Source organism: Advenella mimigardefordensis DPN7, assembly GCF_000521505.1.
Lineage (GTDB): Bacteria > Pseudomonadota > Gammaproteobacteria > Burkholderiales > Burkholderiaceae_B > Advenella > Advenella mimigardefordensis.
The window spans coordinates 2,923,122-2,935,990 of the sequence record NZ_CP003915.1; the positions used below are offsets into that span (position 1 = coordinate 2,923,122).

Annotated in this window: 13 protein-coding genes; all 13 read right to left on the bottom strand. The window is 56.0% G+C overall.

What is annotated here, in order from left to right:
- Nucleotides 1-74: 74 nt before the first annotated feature.
- On the bottom strand, nt 75-2,564 hold the full coding sequence (locus MIM_RS13465) for a TonB-dependent siderophore receptor (protein ID WP_144084648.1): 2,490 nt from the start codon (nt 2,562-2,564) through the stop codon (nt 75-77).
- A 267-nt stretch (nt 2,565-2,831) separates the two neighbouring features.
- A complete protein-coding gene (locus tag MIM_RS13470) occupies nt 2,832-3,821 on the bottom strand; it encodes a FecR family protein (protein ID WP_025373281.1) in 990 nt (329 codons plus the stop codon).
- 96 nt (nt 3,822-3,917) lie between these two features.
- The gene (locus tag MIM_RS13475; protein ID WP_025373282.1) at nt 3,918-4,427 is read right to left on the bottom strand and encodes a sigma-70 family RNA polymerase sigma factor; all 510 of its coding nucleotides are present in this window, start codon (nt 4,425-4,427) and stop codon (nt 3,918-3,920) included.
- A 12-nt stretch (nt 4,428-4,439) separates the two neighbouring features.
- Nucleotides 4,440-4,979 carry a hypothetical protein gene (locus MIM_RS13480; protein WP_025373283.1) on the bottom strand — a complete coding sequence of 180 codons (540 nt, stop codon included), beginning with the start codon at nt 4,977-4,979 and terminating at the stop codon, nt 4,440-4,442.
- Complete coding sequence (locus MIM_RS13485) at nt 4,976-6,217, bottom strand: PepSY-associated TM helix domain-containing protein (RefSeq protein WP_025373284.1); 1,242 nt, start codon at nt 6,215-6,217, stop codon at nt 4,976-4,978. The genes MIM_RS13480 and MIM_RS13485 overlap by 4 nt, the downstream gene beginning before the upstream one ends.
- Nucleotides 6,218-6,275: 58 nt before the next feature.
- Nucleotides 6,276-7,319 (bottom strand): metal ABC transporter solute-binding protein, Zn/Mn family, encoded by a 1,044-nt coding sequence (locus MIM_RS13490; RefSeq protein WP_025373285.1) that lies wholly within the window; start codon nt 7,317-7,319, stop codon nt 6,276-6,278.
- Entirely contained in the window at nt 7,316-8,215 is a 900-nt protein-coding gene (locus MIM_RS13495; RefSeq protein ID WP_025373286.1) for a metal ABC transporter permease, read from the bottom strand. Before MIM_RS13495 ends, MIM_RS13490 begins: the two co-directional genes overlap by 4 nt.
- Nucleotides 8,212-8,970 carry a metal ABC transporter ATP-binding protein gene (locus MIM_RS13500; RefSeq protein WP_025373287.1) on the bottom strand — a complete coding sequence of 253 codons (759 nt, stop codon included), beginning with the start codon at nt 8,968-8,970 and terminating at the stop codon, nt 8,212-8,214. Before MIM_RS13500 ends, MIM_RS13495 begins: the two co-directional genes overlap by 4 nt.
- Nucleotides 8,967-9,869 carry a metal ABC transporter solute-binding protein, Zn/Mn family gene (locus MIM_RS13505; RefSeq protein ID WP_025373288.1) on the bottom strand — a complete coding sequence of 301 codons (903 nt, stop codon included), beginning with the start codon at nt 9,867-9,869 and terminating at the stop codon, nt 8,967-8,969. The genes MIM_RS13500 and MIM_RS13505 overlap by 4 nt, the downstream gene beginning before the upstream one ends.
- Before the next feature lie 84 nt (nt 9,870-9,953).
- Nucleotides 9,954-10,547, bottom strand: coding sequence for a DUF6162 family protein (locus MIM_RS13510; RefSeq protein ID WP_025373289.1), 594 nt, complete (start codon nt 10,545-10,547; stop codon nt 9,954-9,956).
- Nucleotides 10,544-10,879, bottom strand: coding sequence for a hypothetical protein (locus MIM_RS13515; protein ID WP_025373290.1), 336 nt, complete (start codon nt 10,877-10,879; stop codon nt 10,544-10,546). Before MIM_RS13515 ends, MIM_RS13510 begins: the two co-directional genes overlap by 4 nt.
- A 326-nt stretch (nt 10,880-11,205) precedes the next feature.
- On the bottom strand, nt 11,206-11,427 hold the full coding sequence (locus tag MIM_RS13520; protein WP_025373291.1) for a hypothetical protein: 222 nt from the start codon (nt 11,425-11,427) through the stop codon (nt 11,206-11,208).
- 32 nt (nt 11,428-11,459) lie between these two features.
- Complete coding sequence (locus MIM_RS13525) at nt 11,460-12,689, bottom strand: S8 family serine peptidase (RefSeq protein ID WP_042070332.1); 1,230 nt, start codon at nt 12,687-12,689, stop codon at nt 11,460-11,462.
- Nucleotides 12,690-12,869: the final 180 nt, after the last annotated feature.

Here is a 12,869-nt window from a genome sequence, read left to right on the forward strand (position 1 = left end):
CTTCCGCATCTCACTGTCCTGCTGTCTGATGCGCATTGCATTGTTCAACAGGTCGATACCACTAACGGCGACTGTCAATAACGGATATCCAGACCCACCTTCATCGAAAGCGGTGCCCCGTAGTACGCGGTACCCACACCGGAATAATATTTTTTGTCCAGCAAATTGTAGACATTCACGTAAGCCGATACTTTATCTGTGATCGCATAGCGACCCATCAAATCAACAACGGCATAGCCCTTCTGTGTAAAGCGCTCACCATTGGGGCCCCTGCCATCCTGATAGATAGCACTTTGCGTGCGCACGCCGGCGCCCAGCGTGAGGCCGTTGCCAACATTCGGCATGTGATAGGTGGTGAACAGTTTGAATACGTTCTGCGCCACTTCAGTGCTGAGCACGCCACCGTCTTTATCCTTGCTCACGCTGCGCGTAAAACCGGCTGACAGTTGCCAGTTGGGCAGTACCTCACCCGACACTTCCAGTTCAAAACCACGGGTTCGTGCTCCGGAGACCGACTCGTAAGCGCTGTTGCCGTTCGGCGCATACTCACCCGGCAGGGCAACACCCAGATTGTCCTGCTTGAGGTAGAAAACCGCGGCGCTCACATTCAGACGATCATCCAGCAAGCTGCCCTTAACTCCGAACTCATAGCTATTGCCCAGCAATGGCTTGAGATAATTGCCGCTGGTGTCCTGATAGGTCTGAGGTTTAAAAATAGAGGTATAGCCTGCATAAAGGGACCATGCTTTGCTGATGTCATACACAATACCAACGTAAGGTGTCAGCTTGTCATGCTCAGCCTGCAATACGGCAGAGGTCTCGGCACCAGCCAGATCGTAATTGCGTTTATCATTATCCCAGGACGTCATGCGCGCACCAAGAATCACCGACAGGTCATCTGCAGGTCGCAGGCGCGTAGTGATGTACGCGCTGGCTGATTTTTCGCGGATATGCATTCTGCCACTGGCCGGGTTGACCGGCGCGCCAGGCGTACTGCCATCCCAGTCGTCAATATTGCTGATGGCACCATCCCAGCCGTTGAAACGCCACAAGCCATAGGTAGGCGTCGCTTCTTCTGTATGCGTTAATGTGGCGCCCACGACCAGGTCGTGACGTCGTCCGAACAGCGTATACGGTCCGGTAGCGTAGATATCCAGGCTGTTCTGCCTGGGCTTGCCGGCCCAGCGCCCCGCCCAGATCGACACGCCCTGACCGCTTTCTCGATTCGGATAACCACCTGCAGCGTAACCAATCACTTCGTTATAACGACTGGAGGCATAGTTATAGGTACCTTTGACAAGCCAGTCATTTTCAAAACGATGTTCGAGAGAAACAAAAAACGATTGATTGCGACGTTTGGAAAAGGCCCAGTCTGCTGCGGCGCTGTCGGATCGACTCCACTCGGTCCGCATACCATCGGAAAAAAAACCGGGCCGGCCCGATCTAGCGTGTCCGGTGATATTATCTTCCAGATAGGAAAACCCCATTCTGGCAAGGGTGGACGGCGTCAGGTCGGCCTCTACCGTCGCATAGAATATCCGCTTTTTTTCGCGTAACCGTTCAAGATATGAATGATTGTTCTGAATCACGCCAACGACGCGACCTCGCACGGTGCCCTCTTCGTTCAATGGTGTAGCAACATCGACTTCAGAACGGTAGTGATCCCAGGAACCCATCTCCAGTTTTGCCAGCGCCTGAAATTCCTGTGTCGGTTTTTTTCTGATCATATTCAGCGCACCACCTGGCGAACCCAGTCCGCTCATCAGTCCGGTGGCGCCCCGCACAATTTCAACTCGGTCGAAAAGCGCCATATCGCTGGTCTGAAAAATACTGCTGTAATTACTGTTGACCTGTCCCACACCATCAATCAGATAATTATCAATTTCGAAACCGCGAGAGTAAATCATACTTGAATCGGAACCCGCGTTCCCGGCTGAGTCCATTGCCAGCCCCGGCGTTTGCTGCACCAGATCGGATAATTGCGTAATCCCCTGATCGTCCATGCGCTGGCGGGTCATGACTGTTACCGACTGCGGCGTTTCCCGCGGTGACAGCGACAGGCGGGTTGATGACCCCATTGCCTGGCTGGTATAAGACCCGGACCCTTCCGTTATACCAGGATCGGCGTACGTTTCCGCAACAATGGCGCCCAACTGCGTCACATCATCCACAGCTGCGGCAGTAGCAGCAACCTGCGGCTGTGCGCGTTGTATTAACGTAATCGTATTGCCCTGTCGACTGTAACGTAGCGAGCTACCCGATAGCAATTGGTCCAGCGCCTGTTCAGGAGTAAGCGTGCCCTTTACGCCACGGGTATTCAACCCCTGCAGCAATGACGCCTGGTAAATAAACTGCAAATTGGTTTGCTGACCCAACTTCAATAATGCATCACTCAACGGTTGCGGGCCGATCGTGATAGGCACAGCTCGCTGTTGTGCATGCGCAGCGACGGAAAACGTCAGAGCAACAGTGGCCGCAAGCGTCACTGCAACATAAGTAGCGGATACGGTGGAGTCACTAACTGGCACCGGTCGAGTAGAGAATAACGATTGAATTTGAGCCACGACGAATTACCTTGAATTTAAAAACAGGACGACACCACTATTGCATTTGCAATTGCGTGCGCCTGGCGTTGTTGGCAACGCTGCTATTTCTGGTAAGACGAATGGCAGGCCAAAAAACCTGACTGCATTTCCGATTTATTTTTAGGGGACGGTGCCTGCACGTGTAGTCCTTTTTCGCGAACACTGCGGCCAGCATCAAATATAGCGGCAACCGTACTGGCGATACCAGCTGGATGAATTAGATCAGCTTGCGTCTGTTGACAAGCGTCAACGCATGAACAAACGGATACCCCCGCGGTCGCTCCGCACAACGCGCAAGGGAAGGCTTTGAGGAAGTGCGTCAAGAAACGCAGGCAAGTCGTCGACATTGAAGACACCGGCTACCGGTAGCCGTTCGAGTCGCGGATCAGCAACGACCATAGGTTCAGGAAGATATCGGTTCATCTCACTGACCACTGACGCCAAAGGGCGATTGCGAAATATCACTTTACCCTGGCGCCAGGCAGTAAGTACCGCCACGTCTTCATTCTGCGGTGTACTCACACCCGATGCAGTGATATGGGTAGACATGGATGGCATCAGTTTCACCGAGCGGGCCACAGGCGTTGCCTCTGCTCTTACCGAAACAACGCCCGACTCAACCGCAACCAATACGTCCAGCGGCTGTTCCATCCGCACATTGAATCGCGTTCCCACTACCTTTATGCAACCGACAGCAGTGATCACATAAAACGGATGCGCCGGATCATGCGCAACATCAAACATCACGTCGCCGTGCAGCAACTCGACCAATCGTTTCCCGTTGCTTACCCGAAACGTAAGCGAAGAGGCGGTGTTCAGATCCAGGCGGGTGCCATCGGGCAGGTATTCTGTACGTCGTTCGCCACGTGCTGTCTCCAGCTGGATTTTTTTTCCATCCTGCCAGTCGTTGTAAAACACCAGCCCCGCCCCCACCGTCATGGCCGTACAGGCAGCCAGCCCGGCCGCCACAAAACCACGCCGGGAGGCGAAGAAACGCCGCTGTGTGTCGTGAGGCTCTGCTGCCAGCGCTCGCATCTGGCGGGCAGGTACGTGATCGGCCCATTGCCACAGTTGCTCCATCGCCCGGTATTCCCTGTCGTGCGCCGGATTGGCCTGGCGCCACAGCTGCAGCGCAGCCAGTTGCTCCTGCGAACATTTTCCTGCACGGACAAGGGTGAACCACCAGGCGGCCGCCTCACGCGGATCGTCCGGGGGGATATGTAGCGGATCTGTCATGCCTTAGCTAACCGAATGCCCGGCTCCTTTTAGGGTAACTACACAATGCATACCCTTCTTTCGAGTAAGACGAATGAACAATAATAAAACCTGAATTCAATATGGGGAATAATCCTGAAGTCGATCACGCAGATGATGCAATGCCCGGATCATGTATTTTTGCACCATATTGACGGAAATATCCAGCCGCTTGGCGATTTCCTCCTGGGAATAGCCCTCGAGCTTCTGCCAGATAAAGACCTGACGGCATTTTAAGGGCAATTCTGCCAGTGCCTCTGTCAGACTGTCAAGCAACTGCGTATGGCGAATATGACTATCCGGATCATCTACGGCTGGCTGATCATCTTCGTGCAAGTGATGCAAGGGTAAGGTATCGAGTATGTTGCCCCGACGATGCTGGTCGGTCAGGCGGTTGCGCACACAGCGATGTAAAAACCCCTTGGGGTGAACCGGGGAGGTTTTTAATTTTCCTTCCAATGCCATGGCCAGGACATCATGCGTGGCATCTTCCGCATCCTGCCTTGAACCGGTACGACGTGTCCAGGTTCTTAGCAACTCCTGATAATACTGCAGCCAGTCACCGGGCAAGGTGCGCAGATCGCTCATAGTCGTTTTGCTTTAGCGCTGCCCCAGCCATTTGATCGTAACCGGCGATGCCTCGGCCAGGGCAAATGAGGTGGAATGCGATGAACCATCCCAGCCTTCCGCGGTCAACCACAACTGGGCATCGGGCCGGGTATCCTTAGGAATCAGCACGCCGATCTGCATATTGTAAACACTGCCAAAGCCAATGGCACCGGCAGTGCGCAGACTGCGCGGCTTGCCCACCCGCAGGTAAACAGCGCGAATGTCCTTGCGGCACGATTCGCACAGCGACACCGAAAAAGTTTTCACAAAACCGGCTGTCCCGTCGCGTCTTGGTGGCAAAGCGTCAAACTCGGCCATTTGCACTTCCCATGGTCCCACTTTTTTGGTCCCCAGATCATGCACCCCCAATCCCAGATCACCCGAGAACAGCGCCTGATCTTTGAGATAGCGCGGCACGAAGCACAGCGGGATCAGGATGGCTAGTACACTGATGTGAAAGCGCCAGCGATACCACCAGATCTTGAGGGCCGACGGTGATTCAGAGCGAATTGCCTGTGCCTGACTATTCATGATGTACCCTTCTCTGTTTCCATAAACTGCCCGCCCGCTGCCGCTGACGATGGCCGGCCGCTATGGCTGGCTGTTACCTCTTTCCGGCGCGACTCGCGGTGCTCACGAATCATACCGGCGGTTTCCTTTGCGGTTCGCTTGGTCCAGATCAACATTCCCGACAGCACCATCATGGTTAACAGCACACCAAAAAAGAAATACACCAGTTTGAGCCAGAGCCCGGCAAAATCTCCGGTATGCAATGGACGCATGGATTCGGTCACCAGCTCCAGGCCGGAATAATCCGATACGGTACGGGAAGCATCAACATTACCGGTATAGGGGTTGACCGATGCGCGCTCAAGAATGAGCGGATAACTGCTACGCCCCATCACCGTATAGTGACTATAGGCATTGGCTGGCAGGAAAATGGACTCGGCCTGCATATCCGGGAAATGGTCTTTGGCCTTTGCCACCGCCTGATCCGGCGATAGCAGCAGGCTCCTGGTGGAGCCATCCGTGCGTGTGGGTACATCCTGGCGTTGCACCATGGCCGGCGGCGGTGCCGTTGAAATGGAAATACTGTTGTCAAACAGAATGGCTTCGATCAGGAACCAGATGGCAGTCACACTGATAATGGCGATGAAAGGCACAGACCAGATTCCTGCCAGCCTGTGAAAATCCCCCCAGAAAATGCGCGCGCCCTGTCCGATACGCAGCCGGGGCTTCAGGTAGCCGCGCCAGAATCGCTTATACACCACCAGCCCGGTGATCAGCGATATCAGCATGGGAATACCCAGCAATGCCACGGCATACCAGCCCCAGGCAAAACCATTGGTGAACGGTACCAGCAACCAGCCATGCAATGCACGTACAAACTGCCGAAAATCGAAACCGGAAATCTGGCCCTGAATCTCGCCGGTGTAGGGATTGACATACAAGCGCCCAGACTTGCCATCCTGATAACTGGTGTTCACGGTAAGAGCAAACTGCGATTTAACCGGACGACGGATGGATTTGACCACCGATCCCGGATGGGCTTTCTCTACGCGCGCCAGTACCTCGTCATAAGTGAGCATTCTGGGATTGCCGGCAGGCGGATTGGCTCGCACCATCGGGCTGGCCAGCCACTCAATCTCCTGACTGACCGTCGCAATACTGCCGGTCAGGCAAACGAAAAAGATAAAGCCCCAAATCGGCAATGCCAGCCAGCTATGGATCAGAAACCAGACCTTGGCTTTGGATTTTTTCTTGGCCATGTTTACCTCACCTCGCCAAACCATTCAGATGTCATCAACATAATGCATGTGTCCCGCATCAGCTCGTGCTGCCGGCAGACAGTGCCGTAACCAGTTGCCTGGCGGCGGCCTCCAGCACGGCCACCGGATCATTGCCATCCGTTTCCACCACGACTGATTTAGCGCCTGCACCGGTAATCGCCGCCATCACTTGCGCGCCGGGGGCTTCATGCAATAGCACTGTCTGCACGCCATTGTCGCTGATGGTTTTACCCAGCTCGGCCAGGGCCTGTGCATTCCACTCGGACGGCATGGTCACCGGCACGATATCCAGATTGAAGGCACCAGCCAGTGTCTGCAAGCGCGGCGATAACACCACGACAGACAGGCTTGGCGCATCCAGCAACGCAGATTCCACCCGGGCATTCAGTGCCATCAGGCGCTGACGCAAGGACGCCAGATTGGCCTCTACCTTGTCTTTGGCAGCTGGCTCAAGGCGGATAATGTCAGATGCAATAATGTCGGCCATCCTGCCCATATTGACCGGATTGAGCCACGGATAGTCTGCTGCGGTGTTCTTGTCTGTGGCAGCGGCAATACCGGGCAGACTATGATCTACCGGATTGGCCGCATCAATTTCAATCACACGGATATTATGTTTTCGTGCCAGTGGATAGAGCGGATCATCCGGCCAGATAGAACGCAGATGCACCACCGCATCAGCATTGCTCACGATGCGATCAAACGCTTTCGCGCCACGACCCGACAGATACGCATAATGACGGGATGCAGGCAGATTGGCGGGCGTTGCCCGGCCCGGCACAATGGCGCTACCCTGGGTCAACGCTTCAAGCAGCCCGTAGATCACCGGATGCGCTGCCACGACTGTGGTTGCCTGCTGCTTCTGTGCAGGAGCACCCGCGGATGCTGGCGCTGCGGTCACAGCAGATGCGGAGCCAGGTGCGCTCTTGCCTTGAACTGCCGCTTCTGCACCGCCAGGGCTGCGTGGCTGAACTTTATCCTGGGCCTGAGCCGGTGGCACCAGCGCGGTTGTCATGCATAGGGCCAGCAATGCCAGCCGCAGTTGAGAAAAACGAAGGGGAGAGACAGCGATCGGCTTCATGCCGTTGTTCCTTTCAATGCAGGGATAAATCCCCTGGCCAGCGCCGAGACGATAAACACGCTACCGGCAACCAGAATGATGGCCGCGCCCGAAGGTACCGGTAAAGCGAACTGAATGGGCAACAGAATACCCAGCAGAGTACTGACAATCGCAATGACGATGGAAAGCCAGAAAAAGCCGCGCATCGATTGCGCCAGAATTCTTGCGGTGGCGGCCGGGATCACCAGCAATGCACCCACCAGGATGGCGCCAATGACCTTGACGGCGGCAACAGTGACCAGCGTGACCAGCACCACAAACAGATAATCCATCAATGTGGTACGTACTTTGCGCAGGGCGGCCAGCTGCACGTTGAAGCTGGACAAGATCAGATGGTTATAGTTGAACAGCGCCAGGCATGCCGTCAGCAACCCGATAATGCTCAGGACCACCAGGTCCTGGGACGAGACCGTTAGCACCGAACCGAACAGTACGTTTTCCAGAATATGAACATTGATCCTGCCTGCCAGCAGCAACAGCAGGCTGCCACCCAGCGCCAGTGAAATAGACAGAAAAACCCCGATAAGCGTGTCGGAAGCCAGGCCAGTACGGTTGCGCAGATAATTCAGCAAGATACCGAATAACAGACAAAACCCGAACAGACTGCCATAAGGACCTGTATACGGTTCACCGACAAGAATGCCGATAGCCACACCGGTCATGGCCGCATGACCCACCGCCTCGGAGAAAAAGGCAAAGCGCTTGACCACCACCAGCGTACCCAGCCCACCCAGCAAAGGCCCGATGATCAGGCCGGCCATAAAGGCATTGACCACGAAGCCATAGGTAAACATTTGCGGCAGTGCCCCGTCCTGAGCCCATTGCTGCAACAGCGTGCGAATCGTATCGAAAATCATGCCGCCACCCTGGTCTGGCCGGACACGACGGGCGCAGTCGCCTGGGTATTCATGCCTGGATGGGCAGAGAAGAGCGTCAGCAGTTGCTCGGTAGACAGAACCCGAGCCGGCTCGCCATCACATACCACGCGGTGATTCAGTCCGGTCACCCGGTCGGCCAGACGCCTGACGGCATCCAGATCATGCTCCACCCACAATACGGTGACGTGGTTTCTACGCCAGTAAGCAAGCAACTCCTCAAAGACCGCAACGCCGGCTTCATCCAGTGCTGCCATGGGCTCATCGAGTACCAGCAGTGACGGAGCGGGGATAAGTGCCTGTGCCAGCATGATGCGCTGGCGCTCTCCTCCTGACAGGGCACCCATGCGCCGCTTGCGCTTGTGCTGCATGCCCACGCGCATCAGGGCCTCATCAATCGCCCGCGTATTACGCGAGGATAAACCGAAAAACGCCGGTCGGCGCTGTGTCAGCACCCCCATGAAATCATTGACTGTCATGGGCAGGGTTCGGTCAAACTCCAGTGCCTGTGGAACATAGCCAATAACGCCCGGCTCCGCTGGCCAGGTGAGTGTCAGCGTGCCCTGATGCGGCATTTGCCCCATCAGCGTTTTGATCAAAGAGCTTTTACCAGCGCCGTTCGGGCCGATCAGTGCATGAACACTGCCAGGCGCCACATGTAGATCTATATCGTACAGAATCCGGGTCTGCCCAAGCGTGAGTCCGACCTGTTGCATGTCGATAGCCGGCCCTGTCATTTGCCGGACTCCTGCATCGCCCGCACCACGGTGTCCAGGTTCTTGGCGGTCTCATTCTCGAGCTTGTCGGCCGAGTATTCACCATAGGAAATATGCGTCAGCGGATAAAGTCGAACGCCGGTTTCATTGCGAATCGTATCGACATAGGTGGATGGAAAATCCATTTCCGAAAAAATCACATTCACGTCCAGCGACTTTAACTGATCGATCGTACCCTTGAGCTGAGCCGGGCTGGGTTCAATGCCGTGCGCAGGCTCAACTACTGCCGTCACTTCCAGGCCGAATTCACGCAGCAGGTAATCATAGGCACCATGGATCGTCGCCACGCGCATGGCCCCCGCAGGCACGCTGGCCAGGCGCTGCAGCGCCTGGGCGCGCAGGGTGCGCAGCTTCTTTGTGTACTCACGGGCGTTTTGCAGATAGGTCGGGCCATTGTCCGGATCCATCTTCGCCAGCTCACGCGCAATGGTGTTCACCTGGGCGATGGAACCCGTTACCGACAGAAAGGTATGTGGATTCACAATCTTGCCTGATGACGCCCCACTACCTGCACGAGCGGCCGAACCCGTTGCGGCCAGCAAGGGGACATTGGCATTCGCCTCGATCAGCGGTACTTGGGGATTATCACTGGACTGGATCATGCGGTCGGCAAAATCATCGTGACCGATACCGTTAACCACAATCACATCCATGTCATTGATGCGTTTGATATCTTCGGCCCTTGGCTCATACGCATGGGGATTAAAGCCGGCGGGTATCAGCGGCACCACCTGGGCCCGGTCGCCGACAATATTGGCCACATAGCTATAGTAGGGATGCAGGGTAATGCCGATGCGCAACGCTTTGGCATCGGCAACGCTGCAGAGCCCCAGCAGGAGCAGTGAGCCGCAAAAAAACAAGACAGGGCACGAACCCGACCGGCAAAAACTGACAGCAAAATAGACTTCATGTGTATTGATAAAAATAGGTTGAGTGCTGCTGCACTAGTGTTGGTGGCGAGTCGCGCCGGCATCAAATTGCGAGACAACCTGCTGCCAGCCTTCCTGAGCCAGACTGTCCGCCGTTAAGGCAGTGGGCAGATGAGCCGGCCTGCCTGTGTCTTTTTGCAGCCAGACCTGAACCGTACTGTCCTGCTGATCCGCATGGGCAGTGGCGTCTGTTGGGGGCGTCATACGTAGCAGCATCGAGCCTGCAGTATCTGGTGCATGAGTCACACCGATATAAGCCACCATCTGCCCATCCTGCTTCATTTGCCAATCATGGCCACCGCGCCGCTCTGTGGAGGCATCCGTCACAAAGGGCGGAATCATCTGCTCGGCCAGATCACTGACCTGTGGGGGTGTTTGCGCGAGCCCGATCTCCTGGGCAGCAACCAGCAGATCTGCATACACACCCTGCTCCGCTGCTGTCAGGCCATGACGCGCATCGACCTGGCCTGCCTGAATCTGCGATACCGGCGCACTTGTTGTACGCAACACGATGGTGAGCGTTGCAAGCAATACGATGACTGCGCATGCGGCCAGAACGGCTGCAGTTTCATGTCCCGCACCGGCTGGCCGGATGGCCTGAACCGTCATTGCGTGATCTCGCTCTGGTCGATCTCTACCACATGGCCCGGACCCGCATCGAACAGGATGTAAAACTCCTGATCAGGCTTCACAAATTCCAGCGTGGAATCCTGGGACAATTTGCCGGGAAGCAGCACTTTTTCATCGTAGGAAATCACATCCAGTGTGACGCCAGGGGCTGCCGAACCATCGGAAAAGCCGCCCTTGCACAGAACCTTGTCTGCGCCCACTGCTTTACAGGAAGCAACCGGATTATGAGCCCATGCCGAAGCGCTTGCCAGTGCGGAAAGAAAAATGACACTGGCCGCGCAGACAGACCGGGTGCGATGTGAAGAATTCATAAGAAAAATGCCGGTTAAACGTAGCTGATCTGCAGATCAGGCAACAGACGGTATAAAAAACACGGTGATATCGTTGCACTGTAACCGAATTGATCGCTAATGTAAACTATTCTCATTGGCATTTAGATTGAATGGCGTATTGTTACAACGCCTCAGCGCTTGCATGGCCGATTTCCGGCTGCGGTTTTTTTTCTGGTTGCGGTTTTTAATATTGGCCAGGTGCGATCCACGCCAGCATGCTGCCCCATTTCTTACAAGGTCACCTTTGCCCTAGGTCGGGCATCACGGGACTCACCGCCGGCGACTGACTGTCTTTTTACCCGAAGCTAGCAGTACGGTCGGATGGGTCGATCTGCCTCGACGGCAGCGACCCCTTCTACAGCGTGGAGCCCGGTCAGCTTATCGGACTCGATATTGCCGGAAAATAAGCCCAGGGCCATCATTTCCCGTTCAACCGCCATGCCCTGCCGGCGACAGCCTTCGACCACAACCGAAAAACGATCCCTGTACGTTTCCTTAACCAGTACAGTCAGCGTAATGCGAGTCATCGCCCTCTCCTGTTCTGTGTGCGCCCGCTCATTTACCTGGCTTTGCCCCGGCCATTGACAACAGCCTCATGGCCGGGCGCCTGAACCAGTCCGCGCCCTGCATCGCGTTGCGGCAGCGGCAACGGCCGCGCATTTTGCAGCACGCGATCGCGCAGCACACTCCCCCTTGTGGCCGGGTCTGCCTGGGCAAACAGCGCGGCTACGCCGGCAACAAACGGCGTGGCCATGCTGGTGCCACTGATGGTATTGTAATTTTTCGGACCGGGCCAGGAAGACAGCACAGCGACACCCGGCGCGGCAATGTCCACCTGCCCGCCATCCTCGTGCAGGCCACCGCAGGAAAAAGGTGCAATCGCCATATGCTCATCAAGCGCTGCCACGGCGACAATAGACGGACAATTGGCAGGATGCGAAACGGGTGCGATATGTTCGGGCCGCTGGCTTTCATTGCCGGCCGCAGCGATAATCAATGTGCCGGCGGCCAGCGCGCGCTTTGCGACCTCTTCAAAAATGGGCGAATAGCTGTCCCCTTCTCTGGCCGGACTGCCCAAAGACAGGGAAATAATCTCACAGCCCACGCCAACCGCCCAGTTGATCCCGTCAAGCACACTGCCATCGCCACCGCTACCATCATTGCCCAGTACCTTGCCAATATATAGTTGTGCTTGCCCGGCTACCCCGTAGCGAGGGCCGGTAGCCGGCTGCAGGTTCCCTGCCGCAATGCCAGCGCAATGCGTGCCATGACCGTTTTCATCCTGAACGTCGGCGCCGGTGACAAAGGAGCGCGACTCAATCTGCCGTTGCGCAAAATCCGGATGCTGCAAATCCAGACCGGTATCCAGAACGGCCAGGCGGATACCCTGGCCGGTGTAATCAGAGTGATCGGCGCCACAGGCGCGTACCCCCCAGGTCGCGTTCGGGTCGGCTTCGTCCTGTGCCGGGCCCAGGGTCGGATTGGTAGGTATCGTAATAGCATGTACGCTACGCTCAGGCTCAATCATCAGAATATTGCTCTGCCCCTGTTGCGAAGCTGCGTATATTGCATCGCCGGCCGCCGTTTCACAACGGATCAGCGCGGCGTCGATATGATCAAAAACAAGAGCACAATTGAGTTCCAGCGTCTGGGATGGTCGGGCTGCCTGGCTGTCGGATGTCATAATGGACGCGCCGGCAATGCGCTGTAAATCCCGTATGCCGTCTTCGGTTCGGCCATGCTGCAGCAGCACAATATATCTGCCGGTGGTGTTTGCTGACTCAGCCATACTATTCTCCTTCGCTGACAAAGCAGCCGGATGCCAACAAAGCCGCTGACAAGCCGCCTGTTCGATCAGCCGTCATTGCAGGATGCACCGGCCGCTGTACGCTCCAGCGCCCGGCAATCCCGTAAGCTGTCCGGTGTTCAATATAGCTTACTACTGTTCAATATAGCTTACTACAATAGC

What these genes read in the sequence shown, in the direction of transcription:
- MIM_RS13470 (WP_025373281.1), bottom strand. Translation starts at nt 3,821, where the DNA reads ATGACAGATCCGCTACATATCCCCCCGGACGATCCGCGTGAGGCGGCC.
- MIM_RS13475 (WP_025373282.1), bottom strand. Translation starts at nt 4,427, where the DNA reads ATGAGCGATCTGCGCACCTTGCCCGGTGACTGGCTGCAGTATTATCAG.
- MIM_RS13480 (WP_025373283.1), bottom strand. Translation starts at nt 4,979, where the DNA reads ATGAATAGTCAGGCACAGGCAATTCGCTCTGAATCACCGTCGGCCCTC.
- MIM_RS13485 (WP_025373284.1), bottom strand. Translation starts at nt 6,217, where the DNA reads ATGGCCAAGAAAAAATCCAAAGCCAAGGTCTGGTTTCTGATCCATAGC.
- MIM_RS13490 (WP_025373285.1), bottom strand. Translation starts at nt 7,319, where the DNA reads ATGAAGCCGATCGCTGTCTCTCCCCTTCGTTTTTCTCAACTGCGGCTG.
- MIM_RS13495 (WP_025373286.1), bottom strand. Translation starts at nt 8,215, where the DNA reads ATGATTTTCGATACGATTCGCACGCTGTTGCAGCAATGGGCTCAGGAC.
- MIM_RS13500 (WP_025373287.1), bottom strand. Translation starts at nt 8,970, where the DNA reads ATGACAGGGCCGGCTATCGACATGCAACAGGTCGGACTCACGCTTGGG.
- MIM_RS13510 (WP_025373289.1), bottom strand. Translation starts at nt 10,547, where the DNA reads ATGACGGTTCAGGCCATCCGGCCAGCCGGTGCGGGACATGAAACTGCA.
- MIM_RS13515 (WP_025373290.1), bottom strand. Translation starts at nt 10,879, where the DNA reads ATGAATTCTTCACATCGCACCCGGTCTGTCTGCGCGGCCAGTGTCATT.
- MIM_RS13520 (WP_025373291.1), bottom strand. Translation starts at nt 11,427, where the DNA reads ATGACTCGCATTACGCTGACTGTACTGGTTAAGGAAACGTACAGGGAT.
- MIM_RS13525 (WP_042070332.1), bottom strand. Translation starts at nt 12,689, where the DNA reads ATGGCTGAGTCAGCAAACACCACCGGCAGATATATTGTGCTGCTGCAG.